At 39.0% G+C, this 19,876-nt stretch carries 12 protein-coding genes; 3 read left to right on the forward strand and 9 right to left on the reverse strand.

Translation table 11 applies throughout. The features are described 5' to 3' along the window. Window positions 1-246: 246 nt before the first annotated feature. The 9 genes from J6O61_RS05705 to J6O61_RS05745 all read right to left on the reverse strand — a co-directional run bounded on the left by J6O61_RS05705 (window position 247) and on the right by J6O61_RS05745 (window position 17,035). On the reverse strand, window positions 247-1,515 hold the full coding sequence (locus J6O61_RS05705) for an SLC13 family permease (RefSeq protein ID WP_292210672.1): 1,269 nt from the start codon (window positions 1,513-1,515) through the stop codon (window positions 247-249). A gap of 385 nt (window positions 1,516-1,900) precedes the next feature. Further along, the gene (locus tag J6O61_RS05710) at window positions 1,901-2,176 is read right to left on the reverse strand and encodes a barstar family protein (RefSeq protein ID WP_292210674.1); all 276 of its coding nucleotides are present in this window, start codon (window positions 2,174-2,176) and stop codon (window positions 1,901-1,903) included. 251 nt (window positions 2,177-2,427) lie between these two features. After that, window positions 2,428-3,057, reverse strand: coding sequence for a ribonuclease domain-containing protein (locus J6O61_RS05715; protein WP_292210677.1), 630 nt, complete (start codon window positions 3,055-3,057; stop codon window positions 2,428-2,430). 26 nt (window positions 3,058-3,083) lie between these two features. Continuing rightward, on the reverse strand, window positions 3,084-4,658 hold the full coding sequence (locus J6O61_RS05720; protein WP_292210680.1) for a glycoside hydrolase family 28 protein: 1,575 nt from the start codon (window positions 4,656-4,658) through the stop codon (window positions 3,084-3,086). Between the two features lie 21 nt (window positions 4,659-4,679). Further along, window positions 4,680-5,444 carry an alpha/beta hydrolase gene (locus tag J6O61_RS05725; RefSeq protein ID WP_292210683.1) on the reverse strand — a complete coding sequence of 255 codons (765 nt, stop codon included), beginning with the start codon at window positions 5,442-5,444 and terminating at the stop codon, window positions 4,680-4,682. A gap of 8 nt (window positions 5,445-5,452) precedes the next feature. Beyond that, window positions 5,453-5,917 carry a hypothetical protein gene (locus J6O61_RS05730; RefSeq protein ID WP_292210686.1) on the reverse strand — a complete coding sequence of 155 codons (465 nt, stop codon included), beginning with the start codon at window positions 5,915-5,917 and terminating at the stop codon, window positions 5,453-5,455. A gap of 185 nt (window positions 5,918-6,102) precedes the next feature. After that, on the reverse strand, window positions 6,103-8,151 hold the full coding sequence (locus tag J6O61_RS05735; RefSeq protein ID WP_292210689.1) for a methyl-accepting chemotaxis protein: 2,049 nt from the start codon (window positions 8,149-8,151) through the stop codon (window positions 6,103-6,105). A 253-nt stretch (window positions 8,152-8,404) separates the two neighbouring features. Then, complete coding sequence (locus J6O61_RS05740; RefSeq protein WP_292210691.1) at window positions 8,405-16,708, reverse strand: InlB B-repeat-containing protein; 8,304 nt, start codon at window positions 16,706-16,708, stop codon at window positions 8,405-8,407. Window positions 16,709-16,834: 126 nt separating this feature from the next. Continuing rightward, window positions 16,835-17,035 (reverse strand): hypothetical protein, encoded by a 201-nt coding sequence (locus J6O61_RS05745; protein WP_292210694.1) that lies wholly within the window; start codon window positions 17,033-17,035, stop codon window positions 16,835-16,837. A 419-nt stretch (window positions 17,036-17,454) separates the two neighbouring features. Between J6O61_RS05745 and J6O61_RS05750 the strand changes: the two genes are divergently transcribed. From J6O61_RS05750 to J6O61_RS05760, 3 genes are all read left to right on the forward strand, one after another. Then, window positions 17,455-18,288, forward strand: coding sequence for a hypothetical protein (locus J6O61_RS05750; RefSeq protein WP_292210697.1), 834 nt, complete (start codon window positions 17,455-17,457; stop codon window positions 18,286-18,288). A 150-nt stretch (window positions 18,289-18,438) separates the two neighbouring features. Continuing rightward, window positions 18,439-18,855 (forward strand): HTH domain-containing protein, encoded by a 417-nt coding sequence (locus tag J6O61_RS05755; protein WP_292210701.1) that lies wholly within the window; start codon window positions 18,439-18,441, stop codon window positions 18,853-18,855. A 2-nt stretch (window positions 18,856-18,857) separates the two neighbouring features. Then, window positions 18,858-19,808 carry an IS3 family transposase gene (locus J6O61_RS05760; RefSeq protein WP_292210703.1) on the forward strand — a complete coding sequence of 317 codons (951 nt, stop codon included), beginning with the start codon at window positions 18,858-18,860 and terminating at the stop codon, window positions 19,806-19,808. Window positions 19,809-19,876 lie beyond the last annotated feature (68 nt).

The raw sequence follows: 19,876 nt of genomic DNA on the forward strand, positions 1-19,876 counted from the left end.
GGTTCAGTCAAGGGTGGCGGACGTTGCCAGGTCCTATGGCTATATCATAAAAATGGATGATCATATAAAATTGTAAATGCAAGAATGCTTACGCTATCCGCGTAAGCATTCGTAACCATAATCAATTCTATTTTATTTCCTCTCCCTAATCTACAATGACAACAATTTGTACTATATCACATAAAACAAAGTCATTTTTTATAACCTTAATCTTTTTTATGAATACTACTTTGTTTTATAGTACATTTATGCGTACACTACCCAGATGAATAAATATCCCACAATAACTGCAGTTAATGTAAATGGAACACCAATCTTCATGAAATCTCCAAAGCCAACTTCGTAGCCTTCTTTCCTAAGCATTCCAACGCCTGCAATGTTGGCTGATGCACCGATAGGAGTGAGATTTCCACCAAGAGTTGCTCCGATCAAAAGACCAAAATATAAAAGAAGTGGGTTAATCGACATAACTGTTGACAAGCTTGCAAGTACCGGAAGCATTGTTGCAACGTATGGAATATTGTCTATAAATGCAGATATAATTACTGAACCAAAAACAATAAGCGTATAAAGAAGAAATACGTTGTCTTTTCCGGCGCCTGCTATGATCTGAGCAAGATCATCAATGACACCAACATTTGTAATTCCCGCAATTACACAGAACAATCCCGCAAGAAGAAGCATCGTATCATAATCTATTGCTTTAAGAGAATGCCACATGCTATCTGTTCCTTTAGAAACAATAATCTCCCAAACTATATTTATAATGCCCCATACCATACAGATTATACCGTTTGTAAGTTCCGGCTTATTAGGGAAGAATGAAGCTGCTACAAGGAATACTACATGTCCCAGCATTGTGATGGTAGGAATATAGTCAGTTACAACTGTGTGTTCATCAGAATGAACCGGCTCTTTATCCTTGCGGAAAAGAAACATCATGATAGGTACTGTTGCTATTGCGCCAAGCTCAACAGCAAAGAAAATACCCGGTTTTCCCTGCATCCAGAAAAAGTCATTGAAGTCCATCTTGGCTGCGCCTGCAAGCATAATAGAGGTTGTATCACCAACAAGTGTAGCTGCTCCCTGAAGATTTGAAGAAACCGCAATACATATTATCATTGAAACCGGTGAAATTTTAAGTTTCTTACAAATAGCAAGTCCGACAGGAGCCACCATCAAAAGTGTAGCCACATTGTCAATAAATGCTGAAATTATACCTGCAAAAAGTGACATTAAAATGGTCACCCACATTACGTTAGGTGCCAGATCAAGAAGCTTATCCGCTATAAGATTCGGCATCTTGGATTCTATGAAATAATCAACGATTACCATAGTACCAAACAGCATAAGCAGGATATTCCAGTCTATCGCACCAAAGACTTCAGTGTATGGAAGTATCCCGGTAATAACAAAAAGAATTGCAGTACCAATCGCAATCTTAGCACGTTGTTTTTTGAATATTATCAAAAGAACATACATGAGAATAAAAAGAATAATAGCTAATGTTTTCATAATAAATCTCCCTTCATTGATAATTGACAGTAACCGGAAAAGATCCATTTTGCAGGCATAAAAATAGACCCTTACCATAGCAAGCAGCTATGATAAAAGTCTTGCTGTCAGTTAAATTCGCTCTGCGAATCAGTAACCTTATGCCAGATTCGGATGCTCACGCATCGTCTTGACGGATCTGACAGCCATCAGATAATCGGCCAGCTACTCCCTCTTATCAATTAACTGTATTAAGTTTACGAAAATATATATACCTTGTCAAATAAAACATACTTCTATCTTTGCAGAAATTTTTCAGCTTCATGAATACCATCAGAAAAAAATGCCTGCTCCATTTTATTACCACGGGTAAATAACATAATTGCAAACAAAAGTTGTCACTTTCTTAAGGATATATACGAATTTGTATATTTTCATTTTTCCTGCATATATCACTAATTAACTTTTCTAAGCAACTAAAATAATTTCCCGACTTTTGTTTAAAATCTTCCGAATTGTAAAAAATAATATCCCATTCATCAGAAATACCCGTCAGAACGTCATGCAAAGCATCAAGATTACAGCCATAATATTCAGGAAGGGGAAGCTCCCTTTTTAATACTTCGTGAAAATCTTCTTTACTTTCAATTCCGGTTAAATCTATATAGAATACCTTTTCCACAGTAACCCCTCAAAACCAAATGGATTAAATATTTTATCTACAGATGCATTCTCAAATTAAAAATTCAAGAATACATGACTTCTTGAACTGACTTTCAGAAATCCGCATATACTGCGGATTTCGTGAGAATATGAGTGAAGAGTCAACCAAGCCTCATCGACGAAGTCGATTTAAATTGGCTTGGTTGATGCATTCTTGAATTGTTGATTCAAGAATACATACATCCATAAAATTACAACACATAAATCTCTTTATGGCTCATACAAAAGCTCAAACGTTTCATAATGATCTTCTGTATAGTAAATGTACCCGTCATCCGAATAAACCAAGCGCTTGGCACCTCTGCTCTTTTTACCAAGAGTGTCAATATCACACTCATGATACTCATTATCTTCCGGAAGATTTCCCTCATAGTTTCCAAAATAGTCTCCGCCAATACACTTACCCGGAGCATATTCTTCAAGAGAACCACCGCTCCATCCAAGCTTTTTGGCCTCCTTCTTGGTGATATAGTTAGAGGGAAGCCTGTCATAAGTCACAATATAAAGAGCTACATCTTCCTTGCTGTCGTATACTCCGTATTCATCAAGTATATCCTGTGATGTATCTGATGAAGCGTACTCAACATCATATTTTTCAGATGAAGCATCATTTATATAGTTTTCAGTCCAATCCTCAGATTCAGTTTCTAAAGAGTTGCCTTCATCACCCGCTTCAGCTAATGGTTCAATTAAACGTTCTTCGGTATATAACTCTGCAGCCGGTTCAATTGCCGAAGTTTCAGACTCTGACCTGACAACTTTATTATTTCCGCATCCGTATGTTAGTAATAATACCAGCGACAAAAAAACCGATACCAGGCACTTTTTTAAATGGTTCATTTATCATTGACTCCCCAAAGTCACGATTACATATATTTCAAATCTTCAAGGTCACTACTCTCAACGCCAATCAGCTCAGGCTCTTTATCAACGCTTCCCGAAATCGACATGTTCTTAAGAATCAGTGACTTAACATTCTTGGCATAGATGCTTCTGCCACTCATCTCATCAAAGTTGTCCATCATGACAGGACGATCAGGAGTGCGCTCATTTTCAGGCAGGAAGCTTGCGCTTATATTTTCAAAACGAAGCTCACCGATCGGACGTTCCGGAAGACCAACCGCACACAGAACACATGCAGATACACCTTCGCAATTAATATTCCTTCCAATAATTGAGCCAATTACAGGAGTCATCTCGTCAACCGGTGCCGGCGCCTGATTCTGTACATAATCGCTATGTCCGTCAGGATCGCAGAAATAAAACATGTTAACGGTAAATGGCATATGTACACCGTTCATATTGATATTCTCAAAAATAATATCATCGAGAACCGACCTTTCTCCGCGTCCTCTTCTGGTCTTTATACGAAGTCCTCTGTCTGTTCCTTCAAAAATGCACTGTGAAACCCGTACATTTTTCACACCGCCTGCTGCCTCAGAACCTACTGTAACACTTCCGTGTCCTCTCTCAAACTTACAGTTTCTGATAATGCAATTCTCAGTTACTTTGTGATGTTCAAGGCTCATGTAGTACTTACCGCTCTTAATGGCCATGCAATCATCTCCGACGGAAATAACCGTTCCAAGAACAAGAGTATTCTTGCAGCTCTCGGGATCAAGTCCGTCTGTGTTAGGCGAATCTGACGGATTATTAATAAACAGATTAAGGAATGATATATCTTCGCAGTAATATGGATGAACAGTCCACGCAGGAGAATTCTTAACAGTAATATTTTGAACTCTCACATTTTTACATCTGCATAAATACAGAGTATTTGGTCTCCATGCAATCCTCTTTATCTTGGGATTAACCCACCAGTCAGAGTTTGAGGCATTTCCATCAAGTGTGCCGGGGCCTATAATATCAAGATTTTCAGCATCAATAGCTGTAACAAGAGAAGCAAAACTTGTAAGCGGATTCCCTTCCCAGCTTGATAAATTGTACTCATCTTTCTCATCAGTAGAAAGAGTCATTCCCGGCAGAATCGGATAATTCTCTCTCTGTGTATCTCCCAAAAGTACTGCTTCTTCATCCAGCCATAAGGTCATATTGCTCTTTAGGAAAAGAGGAGTTGAAAAATAAACTCCTTTTGGCAGATATACTGTTCCATCTTTCGGGCATGAACATATAGCAGCCTGAATTGCAGCTGTATCAAGAGTTTTTCCATCACCCTTTGCACCGAATTTTGTCACATTAAGAAGTACCGACTCATGACCTGTTGTAAAATTCTTCTCTACAACTTCGCCATCTGCTCTGACAGCCAGCTTATAATCTGTATCCGGTAAAAGACCTGTGACAGAAAACACGTTTCTGTCTGTTTCAAGTTCTTTTTCACCGTTTACAAGAACCTCAAAGCATTTCTCCTGCTTAAAAACATCATCCGAAACAAGCTCAATAGTCACACTTCTGTTAAATACTTCTACAATGTTAAAATCCATACTCTTCTCCTCTGCCTTTGTTCAACCGTCAATCCAGTTTTCTATAATGTCTGCGGTTTTTATAATCTGTTCTTCATTGGAAATCTGCGGCGTTCCATCCCCGCTTTGAATTCCATAACATCCAAAATAAGAATGAATTCCGCCATCAATAACATGCTCTTCGAAATCTTTTGGCCAAAAAGCCTTGCTTTCCTCATATTTTTCAAGGTTAAGAACCTTATCTTCCGAACCGTAAACAGACAAAAGTCTGATATTTTTTCCGGACAAATCTGCATTTGGATACGAAGCACACAGAATTATCCCGGCATATTCATCAGACGTTTTTTCAAGATATAAAGAAGCTGCTACTCCGCCCAAAGAATGACCTGCAATGTACCAGTCCAGATCCTCCACCATATCTACCTGATCCATATATCCGGAAGTAATGACATCTACTGCATTAATCCTAAAAAATGCAAGATTTTCAGGCATTCTGGGTAAAAGACATATATATCCGCGGCTTGCAATTTCATACATTAGTCCGCTGTAGGCACTGTACTCCACCTTGCCTCCCGGATAAAAAACTATCACAGCCCTTGGCGTTTCTTCTTCAGGAAGAAACACCATTCCCCGGTCATCTGCATATGAATTAACCTTTATATCAAGTCTGGTCTCAATACCCGATATCGTATCTTCATCAGCCCTATAATATTTACTTGTATAAATCTTAAATCCAATAGCTATGGCAACAACTGCCAACGCTACAACCAAGCCGATCCACCTGGCTATTTTCTTAAATTTTTTCATAAAAGCCTTTACTTATCACTCATGGCTTTGTCCATAATATCCACAAGTTCCATAGCACTTTCAAAATCTGTTCTGGTGTTAGATTCTGAGTGGATTACTGTACCCTGCCATGTAGCATTTTGTCTGAACTTGACCTGCACCATAAATGTGGCAAGAGTTCCCTTTTTATTCTGAACATTCTTTATTCCTGATGCCGCCTGAACCTTGTCAATCACAAGTTCATCAGTATTACCATTCATAAGTTCCGGTTCTTTTGACTTATTAAACTCTCTCTTATCAAGCCCTCTCTGTGGAAAATCCCATTCATCAAAGAGATCATCCATAAGCATCAGCATATCACTGACTCCGTTAAACTCTATTGGAGCATACGAGTATTGATGCCACAGAAGTCCAATATAATCCCCGCCTTCTTTTTTTTCAATACAAATACATATCACATTTCTTGCAAATAACATCTGTTTTGCTTCGCTCATGATCAAAATCCCCCTGAAATGTAAACAATGTCTCAATTTAACTCTATCGGCTTTTTACCTTTTAGTCAAATAATCTATCAGTATTGTTATATTAAACCAAATGTTTTTCTATCTGCTATGACAAAAAAGGAGTTGCTTCAAAAACTGTGTTTTCGAAGCAACTCCAAATATTACTGCCCATGAAGTTAACGAATTGTAAATTTATCCAGATTTCCGTTAATGGTGTCAACCGCTTCAGATACTGATGAAGCCGCATTGGCAACAAGTTCCGAAGATGTAGCTACGCCCTTGGCGGCCTCTGTTACTTTTTCCACATTATCTGCTATTTCCTGAGTGGATGCTGACTGCTCTTCGGATACGGAAGCCATGTTCGTTGCAACATCATTTACCTTCTCCATCTGCTCAGCCATAGTTGTCAAAGTAGCATTGGCGTCAGACAACTGCTGCGTGATTTCCTTAAATGTGGTAGCAGCGGTGTTGATTGATTCAGCGCTGGAATCAATAAGCTGCGTATTGGTTTCTGACTTTTCCGAAAGAAGCTGAACTCTTGCTGACATATCCCTGATAATATCTGCAATCTGCTTTGTAGCATCCGCAGAATTCTGTGCAAGCTGTCCAATCTCCTGAGCAACAACCGCAAAGCCTTTTCCTGCCTCACCTGCCCTTGCAGCCTCAATGCTGGCATTAAGTGAGAGAAGATTGGTCTGCGAAGAAATTGAATTGATAAGGTCAACAATCTGATTAATCTTATCTGCTGCTTCATCAACGCTTGAAACTGCATCTGCCATATCCTTCATGGAATCAACAATATCATTCATTCCGTTTGCAACACTTGCCATTTCATGCTGACCGGAATCAGCCTTTGCAACGAGCTCATTCATGGTCTCTTCAATCTGCTGCTCCTGCTCTGTTACAGTTGCAACTGTCTGTGCAAGAACTGTTGCATTTTCAGCAACTTCGTTAACGGCCTTTGCCATATTATCGATATTTTCACGAACCTGAGACATGCTGGCTGACTGTTCGCTGGCTGCTCCTTCAAGATCCTCTGCAGTACTCTTGGAAGTCTGTGCATCTCCAAGAAGTCGTCCGGATACGTCCTTGATCTCACTTAAGGATAATCTCATTCCGCTAACAAATTCTCCCATGGCATTGTTCATAAATGCGATTTCATCATTGCCATCGGAAGAAATATCAACAGTGAAGTCTCCACCTGAAATTTTTTCAATATTGTCTGTAAGATTAGTTACAGGAGTCTTAATAAGCTTCTTAAGAACCCTGTTCATTACGATGATGACTGCCAAAACAGCTACAACCGCCACAATAATCAAAATAACAACAAGTCTAAAGAGCTGTGCCAGTACTTCACTTTGCTTTGCGTACGTAATTACGTACCAGTCTGTGCCACTTACCGGTGATGCTACAAGATAGTACTTCTGCCCTCCTATATTATAACTTACAACTTCATGTGTCTCTTTTCCTGATTCCTCAGCCACATATTTTCCGATAGCTGTAAGGAAAGCATTGTCTTTAATATCAGCAATACTGCTTCCACAAAGTTCAGGATTATCTCTGTAAGTCAATAAAAGTCCCTGACTTGTCACCATCATTGCTCCGCCTGTTTCGTATAGCTGAACGCTGTTAAGCTCTTCCTGGGCAATTGACAAAAACAGATCAGCTGCAAAAACACCCTCACGTCCATCCTGTAGATGCACATGTCTTATAACAGATGCACACAGCGCGCCGGTAACCTTATCAAAATAAGGTACATCATAATAGTAAAACCAGCTGTTAGTGTACTGCATGGCAGCCTTGTACATGACATTTTCCGTGCAGTCTTCAATCTTATAAGTAGGATCTGCTGCATAAAGAAATGTCTTATCATTTAACATTACATAAGCTCCGGTAGGAATCAGGTCATATCTGCCGACTGTTCCTGACAGATACTGCATGATATCGGAATTTGAATCAAATTTGTTCTGCTCTATTGCATCAGCAACTCCGTTCAAATAATAAAATGTTGAATTAAGTTCCCTGTTTACCTTATTTGCATCTACAGATACTTCACTTTGAAGTGATGTATAGATAAGCCCCTTAATCATGGAATAACCAAGGGAAAAAGTTATTGCCTCTGACACCAGTATTGTCACCAGAAGCATTGCCACGAACAAAACCGATAGTTTTGTACTTATCGCCTTCGGCGATGTATTGCCTGATTTTTCAGACTGTCTACTCATAAGAAACCTCCTTGTAACGGAAAATTTATTCCCACTAGCAATAAGTATATCCAATAATAATTAAAATAAAATTAAGTTTATATTTAATCGTTATTAAATATGCGGTAAATTTAAAATATTGTCAGGAGTATGATTAATATGCTGCGTTAAAAGAGCTATCGACCACTGGTGATCAATAGCTCTTTTGTTATGAATTCACTTTATTTTTCTTGCTGTATCTGCCTAATCTTTGGTTTTTTGCCGTTTAAATTTCTCAGGTCTCGTCTTCCTCTTTTTTACCAAAGAACATAAGTGACATTGCAACTGCTGCCGCTATTATAACTGCGAAGAGCCTTCCGACATCATTGGTAGCATCTTCTGTTATTCCTCTTCTTGCTCCGAGAACTGCTGCCTGATTGGCCGGTCTTTGTTCTCCAAGAACTGCTGCATCAGGTGCACCTGTAAGTATTGGTGCAGGAGCAGGTGCCGGTGCTGTTGGAGTTGGTGTATCATCGATAGCTGTAGGTGTATCGTCTCCACCTGTCGGAGTATCATCTCCGCCCGGTGTTGGAGTTGGTGTAGGTGTAGGTGTTGGTGCCGGAGGAACTATAGCATCAGTTATTGTCAGTTTTCCGTAAGCTTTAGTTACTATATAGTTCTTTTCAAGATTTGTGTTACCTGCGCCTATGATATCAAATGTATTGTCGCTTTCGCCAACCTCTATCTGTCTTCCTGTAATATTGTATCCAACTGCGTCGCCTTCGCCCCATGCCCTATCTGTTGTTATCTCACTGTTAGTAAGAGCTGTTCCATCATAAGTCTTGCTTGAGCTTCCTGATGTTACTGTGATAGGCATTGGAGTGATAGTAAGAGTTCCTTCCTTCTTTGTAGCTTCTGCAAACTGATCTGTTACATCATTTCCGGCTTCATCAAGAATTACCATATCGCCGCTGATTGTAAGTGGATACTTGCCTGCATCTCTTTCTGCTACATCTACTGAAAGTCCGGTTACTTTAAAGGTTACTCCGTCGATCGTGATATCAGGATCTGAAGAAGTTCCATCTGCTGCTCCTGCTGATATTGGTGTAATAATTCCGCTTATGAAATCTACTACTCTGTTAACAGCTGCTGCCGCTGCGTTTACACTCTTGCCGCCTTCTGCGTGATATCCAAATCCGCTGTAAACCTGGCCTGTGTATGGTCTTTCAACATCATCGGTAATGAGAGTTACAAGGAATTTCTCGCCTTCACCTCTGCCTTTGATTGTCAGATAACCATCTACTATTTCAAAGGTTGCATTGAAGTTAGTATCGGTATTTGTGAACTGCTCTGCCTTAAGTCCCATGTTGTATGTTCCAACAAGTGTTCCTTTAGCAAGTGCCTGGCCAGTCATATTAACCTTTGAAAGCTGGTACAGTTCATTATTAGCCTTTGTTTCGTATCCTGTTACCTCCTTCTCTTTTCCGTCGTAGGTCTCTTCCTTGGTATTACCTGTTACAGTAATTACTACTTCCAGAGGAGTTATTGTAACGGATCCATCTTTTTCAATTACGAATGTAACATCATTGAAGTTAGTATCTGTGTTTTCGAATAATCCAGCATTCAGGTTCATTGGAGTTGTACCAACGTCTGTGCGCTTAGCTGTGGCTTCTCCCTTGTAGAGTACGCTGTCTACGCTGTAAAGCTCATTGTCAGCTTTTGCCTCATATCCTTCTGCAGCCTGCGCACTTCCGTTATATACGTAAGTGTTGTTATTTCCTGTGATCGTTACTGTTACTGCTATTGGATTGATAGTAATATATCCGTCTGTTACTAAAAAGGTTACTTTCGTGAAGTTCTCACTTATGTTAGTGAAATCTTCTTCTGTAAGTCCCATGTAATCAGTTCCTGCATCAATCCTTGTTACACTGTCATTTCCTTCGAAAGTGAAGTCTTTTTCTGTGTAAAGAGGATCACTTGCTGTAAATGTATATCCGGTTACTTCATGCTCGGTTCCGTCGTAGTCAAAGGTGTTATTGTTACCAGTAATTGTTACTACAACCTCTCCTACAGGAACGATCGTGATATAACCATCAACAATCACAAACTCTACAGTTTCAAAGTTTTTAGTATTCAGGTTAACGAACATCTCCGGCTTAAGTTCCATATTTGTTGTGCCTGCTTCAGTTCTTTTAGCTACTGCTGTTCCGTCAAATCTAAAGTCGCTTCTCTTGTAGAGTGGAGTGCTGTATTTGATACTCTCAAATCCGCTTACTTCATGCTCTGCTCCGTCATAGGTTACTGCATTGTGATTACCTGTGATGGTCACTGTTGCCGTGATAGGAGTTATCTTAAGCCAGCCGTCATTTACTACAAACTCTACATCTGTAAAGTTAGCGCTTGTGTTGGAGAACTGCTCTTTTGCAAGTCCCATCTGGTATGTATCAGCATCAGTTCCGGCTGCCTTGGCAGTTCCTTTAAATTCTATGCTGTCTTCTGTATAAAGAGCGTTGTTACTTGCAAATGTGTATCCTGTTACCTCCTGTTCACTTCCGTTATAAGGCGTTGTTAATGTGTTACCTGTAATTGTAACTGTTACCTTTTCTGTTACAGGAGTGATCTTAATCTCTCCGTCAGTTACTTCAAATGTTACATCGAAGTTTGTATTTGTGTTAGTGAACTGAGCTGCTTCAAGTCCCATACCTGTCGTTCCAACTTCAGTTCTGGTTGCTGTTGCATTTCCGCTAAATGTAAAGTCATTTACTGTGTAAAGAGGATTGCTGATTGGCTCTACATCATATCCTGTTACTGTGTGTGCTTTGCCATCGTAAACCTCAGAACCCTTGTGGCCTACAATAGTTACTGTTACGCTGATAGGCTCGATTGTTATTGCACCATCAGTTACTTCAAAAGTTACATTCTCGAAGTTTGCATTTGTATTGGTGAACTGATCTATGGCAAGTCCCATGTCAGTAGTTCCAACTTCAGTTCTCTTTGCTGTTGCATCTCCGCTGAATGTGAAGTCATTTGCAGTGTACAGAGAATTACTGGTTGCCACATCATATCCCGTTACGCTCTGCTCTTGGCCATTATAGTCGTAAGATTCTTTATGACCTGTAATTGTTACTGTTACGCTGATACGTTTTATTGTTACAGATCCATCTTTTACTATAAATGACACATTAGTAAAATTAGGATTAGTATTTGCAAACTGTTCAGCTGCCAGATTCATATTTGTTGTTCCGGCTTCTGTTCTTGTTGCTGTTGCTTCTCCACTGAATGTGAAATCAGCTTCTGTATACAGTGGATTTTTTATCTCAATTTCATATCCTGTTACGCTCTGCTCCTGTCCGTTGTAGTCAAAAGAGTCTTTATGTCCTGTGATGGTCACTGTTACACTGATTGGATTAACTGTTACATATCCATCTGTTACATTAAAGGTTACTTTTTTGAAGTTACTGTTTGTATTCTCGAACTTTTCAGCTGCAAGTCCCATATTAGTTGTTCCTGCATCAGTCCTTGCTGCTGTAGCAGAACCTTTAAATGTAAAGTCATTTACTGTATATAGGTCGCTACTTATATCAAAATCATATCCTTCCGCTGTATGTTCAGTTCCATCGTAATCTGCAACGTTCTTGTGACCTGTGATTGTTACAACAACTGCATCAACCGGTGTAATCGTCTGATATCCATCAGTTACATTAAAGGTTACATTTCTAAAGTTTCTATTATTTGCATTTGAGAACTGATCTTCTGTAAGTCCCATGTTTGTTGTGCCTTCATCAGTTCTTTTTGCCTCAGCTGTTCCCGAGAATGTGAAATCATCTTCTGTATAAAGAGGACTACTGCTTTCCACATCATAGCCGGTAACTGTATGCTCTGTTCCATCAAACTCATCAACACTATAGTGACCTGTGATAGTTACTGTAACATCTATTGGAGTGACAGCCTGATAACCATCAGTTACATTGAAGGATACTGTATAGTTAGTACTTGTTGCCGAAAACTGTGATGCATTAAGTCCCATATTTTTTGTGCCAACTTCTTTTTGTGTTGCACTTGCTTCTCCGGTAAAAGATATGCTGTTTACATCAAAAGTCTTATTATCTGCAACTGCTGTATATCCGGTTACTGTATGATCTTTTCCGTCATAAGGAACTGTGCTGTTGTTACCTGTAATTGTTACCGTTACAGCTATAGGATCAATCTTTAGCCATCCATCAGTTACTACGTATGATACCTTATCAAAAGAAGTATTGGTTGTAGTAAAGCTGTCTGGTGTTAATCCCATTTTGTATGTATTTACATCAGTTCCTTTTGCATATGCTGCTACACCTTCTTTTAGTTTTACGTCAGAAGAAGTAAATCCGCTTCCGCTGTATGGCTGACCGCCAACCATATAGGATATGTCAGTTACTTCAAATCCACTGACTTCATATTCAGTACCGCTATAATTCTCAGTCTTGGTATTTCCTTTAATTGTTACTACTACTTCAATTTCAGGTTTCCATACTGCATAAAGTATGTTTGCAGAAGAATTGCCCGGATTGTTCTCATTGTCAGCAATTATGTACTCTGCGCCAAATCCTATGCTTACTACCTGAGCATTGGCCTGTGTCTGATCTGTGTTCCATCCAAGAAGCTTATATCCTTCTCTTGTAAAGTGTGCGACAGCCTCATCATATGTCCAAGCTGTAACTGCTTCATTTACGTGAAGAGGATGATTGTCATCTCCTGTTGTGGAAATTGTAACCGCACTGCCATTTCCACCATTTGGATGATATGTAAAGCTTGTTCTGAGTTCCTCTTCAGATAAACCTGTATCAACATATTTGGCTCTAAGTTTCACATAATTGCCGGCAGCATCTGTTGCTATAAGCGTATCCTCTATCAGGAAACTACCATTTGGATAAAGGAGCTTAGTAGCATTTCCGTTCTTATCAAGAAGTTCCCAACCTATGAAAGTCTTCTTAGGAGGATTGGTCTTTGGAGGTGCTGCTACAACTACAGTTGAATCTCCTGCATACTGATTACTATCAGGTTCATCAGATATAAGGATTCCGCCGTTTGCATCGTATTTGATCTTAACTGTACCTGTCTTTCTCCACTTAGCATAGAGATTAACATCACTGGTAACATGTCCGTAGTCATAGGGCTGATCTGTTTCTTTATCAAACCATCCTACGAGATCATAGCCCTCTCTACTAAAGTTATTCATTATAGCGTTTTTATCAATTATTGCGCCATAATATGGTCTAAACTCTGTAGCCTGATTATTTGATACCTGAACCTGTGAATATCCACCGGTTGTGTTGTAATCCTTATCGCCATCAACGTTAAGGTCAAGCTTAGCAGTAAATCTCTGTTTAACCCATACTACATATAATATTATGTCATCACTTGCCGGCATTGGAGTTGTCCAGTCTACTTCCTGATTTCCCTGAGGATCGGCAAATATACCTACTCCGCCGTCAGATCCAGCCTTTGCCATATAGCCTTCAGGTGCAGAAAGTGCGTCAGCTGCGGCAACAACGCTTTCCTGCGCATTTCCAATAGGTGCTTCATATAAAAGTGTATATTTTGGTTCAAGGTATGTTGCTGAAACATCAACCGGATCGCCTGTTGCCGGGTCAATTGCCTGCTTTATATGAGCAAGCGTAAATTTAAAGGAATTCCTTTCATGATAAATGTATACATTTCCATATACAGTTTTTGAAACATCATCATTTACATTATAAGTTCCAGTATTATCAGTGTAGTACTTTACGGTAAATCCGGGGGCATACTTACTACTAAATCTAAACTCTGGCGAATATGCCTTTTCTGCTTTATTTGTCTCTTCATCAGGATAGGTTCTTCCATCTATATTTTGTTTGTAGTGATAATAATAGTAATTTCCATCGTAGTTTTTATTACTGTAAAAATCCGTATTACCTTCTGTAAATGCTGAAAGGAATGTCATTCTCGTTCCGGAAAGATTATTTCCGGATGCCGCTTTACCTATATGCCATTCCCTTCCTTCGGGCCATTTGTATCCGTACATTGACATATCCTGCCCGTACAATCCTGTCATCTGAGGCATGGCTGTATAACTTTGAATATTTGACACATTCCCCCATGAAACCGAGCATGTATAAAAATTATATGTAATGAGCTGTCTGTCATAATACACATTAACTACTGTGGTACCTTTTGCAACAATACTGTTCCCGTCAGCGCTATTCTTATTAACTACCTCATATCTGGCATCAGATTTGAATCCTGTATAGTTTTGCGAGAGCGCATTTCCAAGCATACCGGGCTCAATTTCTGTTCCGACATTGTAAGTTGATATAACCCTGCTTTCTTTATAATCATAGGTTTTATTCTCTGTATTTTTATCATCAGAAACTTTCTGCTGCCATATGATTACGGTAAAGCTGGCCTTTCCAGGTGTCCACTTTGCAAAAAGTGTAGTGTTTTTTAATATTGCAGTATTCCAATCAAATGCATTTACGCATTCAGCTTCTTTGTACCAACCACCAAATACGTATCCGCTTCTTGTAGGTGGTGTTGGTTCTGTTGCCTTATAATTAGTCTCTTCTGTTACATATATAGGTGCTGTATAAGATGCTCCACCACCTGTTCCACCATCGTTTTCATTAAAGTTGATCCAGTAAGCGTCAATTATTTCCGCAGTAAGCACACTGTTTTTAGGCAAAGACGCATCAATCCGAGCGCCGTACTCGTATACTTCTCCCTCAGAGTTTTTCCACCCCTTAAAGGCTTGTTCGGCGTGTTCCGGTGTAACTAAAACATTCAGTGTTACGTATGCACTTTCGTCATTCTCAGCAGTTGCAAGAATCTGCTCGATTACTTCGCCTATGCCTTTAAGAGTAACATAATAGGTTGTTATTATCTTCGCTTTAACTGTAATTGTCTCTGTTGCGGTAACTGTAGTTTCTTCAAAAGATACTTCATCACCATCTTTAAACCATCCCTTAAACACCTGATTTTTCGTCAAATCAGGAATACCCGGGTTGTTTAACTTTTCACCGTCTTTTACTCTCTGTTCTGATACAACATCCCAGTTCCCGGTCTCAATGTTGTAAACCTTGAAAATATATGTTGCTACAGCTTTTTCTATCCCTTCATCAGAACCTGCCAGAATATAAACTGAGAAGGAATCAGTCTCAAATTCCGCGCCATCAGAACTTGCTGATGCAATTTCCTGTGAGTTTCCGGCATCATCTTTATGAATTACGCTAAAAGATTCTCCTTCAAGTTCCTGTGATAAAGAAATTGAAACTCTAACTGATTTTGAATCTGCAGGCTCGATTTCATTTCCGTCTTTATCATAAAACGTGATATCAACACCTTTTGCAGATTTAGCTCCATCACCAAGCGCATCTTTAGCTGCATCAAGCGCTTCATCGTCGGATATAGCGCTTACTCGCATTTTCGTTCCTTCAGGGAACACGCCTTCACCTGCACTTACCGAAACATTCATGCCACCGGCACTTCCTGAAAAGTCTTGGGCTGGCATTGTTATTATCTTTTTAAAAGTTGCTTTGAATTTTACATCTTCTTTTATATCAGCCGGAACAAAAGTTGCTTTGTCTGATATGCCTTTTCCTTCGCTATCCTTCCATTCAACAAATTCATAACCCTCATCAGCAGTTGCTGTTGATCCTTGGATAACAACTTCTTCAGCGTTAATATTTATTTCTTCTTTTTCCGGTGAAACCTTTCCGCCGTCCTCTGCTTCATAAGTGATTACTACTATCTTTTCTTCAATCTTCTCTGCCTTTTCAAATACTGCTGTAAAACTGGTGTCTTCCTCAATATTTTCAGGAACTATAGTGTTATCTGTTGTAACTATATTGCCGTCACTATCTTTCCATCCTTTAAACTCATACTCTTCACTGTCAGCTGTTGCTGTTGATCCCTCAAACTCTGCATCCTCATCATTAAGATCAACTGTCTCCTCATCTCTTGAAATGCTTCCGCCTTCAGTAACATAGTATTTTACAGTTACAAGGTTCTCTTCTTTTTCTTCCTCTTTTTCCTCTATTGAAGCAAGAGAAGATGCTGCTACTGCTGCCTCTTCAGGAATAAGTTCCAAAAGAGATGATGCTGCAACTGCTGCTTCTTCAGGTACAGGTTCCAAAGGAGATGACGCCTGACTTGCCGCTTCAACAGAAACCTCTGAAGTTTCCGGAAGTGTAGGCGCTACAGGAGGTTCTCCTTCTGTTGGCCCAGTCCCGCTTTCAGCAGATGCCTCAACAACTTCTGCATCATTTGTTTCAACGTTTTCAACTTCGCTACCGGAATTCTCATCTTCGTTATTTTCCGGAACAGCATATTCTTCGTTTTCTGGGTTAACATCTTCATTGTATGATTCTTCTAAAGTTTCTTCAGGCTCACTTTCATCCTGACCTTGATCTTCAGAAGTTTCTTCTGCCGGTTCCTCTGCCGGCTCTTCCTGTTCTTCTACGAATTCTTCAGCTTCTTCTCCTTCGGCATAAACATTAGCACTCATGTAATCACTGTTAAAAGTAGTGGTAATAAGTGTGAGTGCCAGAATAACCGCTAAGAATCGGTTCCATTTTCTCAACATAAGCATTTCCTCCCCTCGTAAAGGTTTGCTTTTATGTGTGTGGACTTTATGCTGCCGGTTGATAGTTTCTTATTATTCTTGTTTGCAGTTACTTTTAATTTGGGATTGATAGTTACTTTTGGAAAATTACTTGTTAGATGCTTTTTTGACCTGTGATTCAGATACAGCCTTGGTTGCCTCATCTATGAGCCTTATCATCTCCAGCGTGCTTCTAAAATGCTGTGATCTGTTTTCGTCAGCCCAAACGATTTTGCCCTGCCAAGTGCCATTCTGACAGCTTGAGATCTTTACTATAAAAGTTTGTTTCATATCATGTTTGTACATCATAGGCATCTCCTTATCATAAATCAGGCGCATAGTCTATCTTAATGATATGATTTACTTTGATAACACTATTGTAAAAAATGAGGTATCATTTTCTTTATCATAAAAAACCTTTTAAACGTCTTTTTTCCGTAAAAAAAGCAGAAAGAAAATAAACAAACAATAAAAAAGTCAGAAACCACGCATAAATTCAAGCATTTGGAAAACGATTAACCTCGCATGGATTGAGTTGTTTATTTTTTGTTTAGAAATTGGCTTGCATTATGACTATACATGTAGTAAATTATTCAGGTCGGTTTTCTGCCGCGTTAATGTGAGAATTGTCATTTTCACATTTCCCAACTAAAACAATAAAAATGTGTTAGTATTAATGTAGCAAGACGCATTCTTATGTCCTTTCTGCATTAATGCGGAAAGGAATTATGGGAATTAAGAAAAACAAATATTTTTTTAGAAGGCTACATTGGCCCATCGTAAACAGAAAACACAAGGATACCGTATTCAGGTTATTATTTGGCAGTGATAAGGCAGCTCTTTTAGAGTTATACAATGCTATAAATAACTCGCACTATGATGATCCCAATGATCTTATTATCAACACCTTGGATAGTGCCATATTTATGGGCATGCGCAATGATTTATCATTTATAATTGATACTCGTCTTAATATTTATGAACACCAATCAACTGATTGCAAAAACATTCCTCTGAGGTGCCTGTTTTACGTAGGAAATTTGTACCAGCAGCTTGTTGATGACACTAAGATATACGGGAGTAAGCTGCTCAAGATACCTGAACCGCACTTTGTAGTATTCTATAATGGCACTGATAGTCTACCGGAAGAAGTAACCTACAAGCTCTCTGATATGTATGAAAACCGTTCTGATAATCCTGAATTGGAACTGACTGTAAAAATCATTAATATCAATCAGGGCATGAATGATAATCTCATGAAAAGCTGCAAGAATCTCAGCGGTTATTCTACATTTGTTGCTAAAATCCGCGAATACAATGAGTTTTATCCTCTGCCAATCGCAGTCAGAATGGCTGTAGATTACTGTATAGACCGCGATATTTTAAAGGACTTCTTCGTCAAAGAAAGGAAGGCAGTTTATATGTATAGTTTGTTCGAGTATAACCAAAGAAAACATATGAAATATCTCGAAAAAGAGGCTCGTGAGATTGGTCTCGAAGAAGGGCTTGAGGAAGGACGTAAGAAAGGACTTGAGGAAGGACGTAAGAAAGGACTTGAGTAAAATATACCCTATAAAGTGGACACATTAAGAAGAAGGCATCCTAAAAAATGGACATAAGAAGAAGGGATTAATTCCCCAAAAAGTGGACGTGGTAGGAAGGGTAATTCTTCCTGTAGATGATATATAATAAAAGCATCTATCGGAGGAAAAATGAAAGAATACACAGAAAAACAGATTAAAGAACTAAAAAAGAATCCGTATGTTCTTAAGGTTTCGAAGCATAAATTATACTATACGGCTAAATTCAAAGAAGAGTTTTGGATTAGTTATCAGGCGGGTAATTCTCCTCGTAAGATTCTATCTGATTTTGGATTTGATTTAAGTATATTTGGACAAAAGCAGATAGATTCTTTGGTTCAACATATAAAGAAACAAGCACTTTCTGGCAATGGCTTTTCGGAGGGAGAAAATCGACAAAGAAGATCTCCAATGAAAGCAACAAATGAAAATGAATTATCATCTCCTCAATCAATCGAGAGAATGCAGAATGAGCTGTTGTATCTGCGCCAGGAAGTTGAATTTCTAAAAAAAATTATAATTGCGGACAATTCAGAGAAGAGAAAATAATCATGGAGACATCGAATGATAAGTTTGAAATCATCCATGAAACAATAAATAAAGCCAACAACAAGCTTTCAATTGCTGTGCTCTGTGAAATAGCTGGTGTATCAAGATCAGGATATTATAACTGGGTAGCATCTGAATCGAAGAGAATAGAAAAGGAAAAGCGGGACAGAGCTGATTTTGAGCTTATACTCATAGCCTATAGTCATAGAGGATATGATAAGGGTGCGCAGGGCATTTATATGCGCCTTATACATATGAATCCACCGGTTATAATGAATGTAAAAAAGATTCGTAGGTTAATGAAAAAGTATGGGCTGATTTGCGAAATACGTAAAGCAAATCCATACCGGAGAATGGCAAAGGCGCTAAAAACTAGCAACGTGGCTGATAACCTTGTAAAACGCCAGTTTGAGGCTTATGGTCCTAGAAAGATACTGCTTACAGATATAACATATATTCCGTTTGATGGTGAGTTCTGCTATTTATCCACGATAATGGATGCCTTTACCAAACAGATATTGTCCTATGTATTAAGTGAGTCATTGGAAGTAGACTTCGTTTTGGAAACGGTTCACAAGCTGATTGAGAAGCATGGTGTTGCGCTAACTACCGAAACAATCATACATAGTGATCAAGGATGTCACTACACAAGTTGCAGCTTTATCCAGCTTGTAAAAGATAAAGGTCTTCGTCAGTCCATGTCTAGGAGAGGCAATTGTTGGGATAATGCTCCTCAAGAAAGTTTCTTTGGCAGGATGAAAGACCATATAAAGGAGCGGATTAAGCCCTGTACTATATTCTCTGAAGTAAAATGTATCATAGATGATTGGATGGATTATTATAATAAAGACAGGTATCAATGGAGACTGGCAAAGCTATCTCCCGATGAATATTATGAGTATATTACAACGGGAATATACCCTTTAAAGCATATTATTTCATCACCCAAATAATATATACATCTACAGAAGAATGGCTAATCCCTTCTTCTTAAAATGTCCTTGACATGGGGTACACTTTA

The organism is Butyrivibrio sp., from assembly GCF_017635265.1.
Lineage (GTDB): Bacteria > Bacillota > Clostridia > Lachnospirales > Lachnospiraceae > Butyrivibrio.

Excerpts from the sequence above, each read along its gene's own strand:
- J6O61_RS05705 (WP_292210672.1), bottom strand. The coding sequence starts at position 1,515 with ATGAAAACATTAGCTATTATTCTTTTTATTCTCATGTATGTTCTTTTG.
- J6O61_RS05715 (WP_292210677.1), bottom strand. The coding sequence starts at position 3,057 with ATGAACCATTTAAAAAAGTGCCTGGTATCGGTTTTTTTGTCGCTGGTA.
- J6O61_RS05720 (WP_292210680.1), bottom strand. The coding sequence starts at position 4,658 with ATGGATTTTAACATTGTAGAAGTATTTAACAGAAGTGTGACTATTGAG.
- J6O61_RS05725 (WP_292210683.1), bottom strand. The coding sequence starts at position 5,444 with ATGAAAAAATTTAAGAAAATAGCCAGGTGGATCGGCTTGGTTGTAGCG.
- J6O61_RS05730 (WP_292210686.1), bottom strand. The coding sequence starts at position 5,917 with ATGAGCGAAGCAAAACAGATGTTATTTGCAAGAAATGTGATATGTATT.
- J6O61_RS05735 (WP_292210689.1), bottom strand. The coding sequence starts at position 8,151 with ATGAGTAGACAGTCTGAAAAATCAGGCAATACATCGCCGAAGGCGATA.
- J6O61_RS05740 (WP_292210691.1), bottom strand. The coding sequence starts at position 16,708 with ATGTTGAGAAAATGGAACCGATTCTTAGCGGTTATTCTGGCACTCACA.
- J6O61_RS05745 (WP_292210694.1), bottom strand. The coding sequence starts at position 17,035 with ATGATGTACAAACATGATATGAAACAAACTTTTATAGTAAAGATCTCA.
- J6O61_RS05750 (WP_292210697.1), top strand. The coding sequence starts at position 17,455 with ATGGGAATTAAGAAAAACAAATATTTTTTTAGAAGGCTACATTGGCCC.
- J6O61_RS05755 (WP_292210701.1), top strand. The coding sequence starts at position 18,439 with ATGAAAGAATACACAGAAAAACAGATTAAAGAACTAAAAAAGAATCCG.
- J6O61_RS05760 (WP_292210703.1), top strand. The coding sequence starts at position 18,858 with ATGGAGACATCGAATGATAAGTTTGAAATCATCCATGAAACAATAAAT.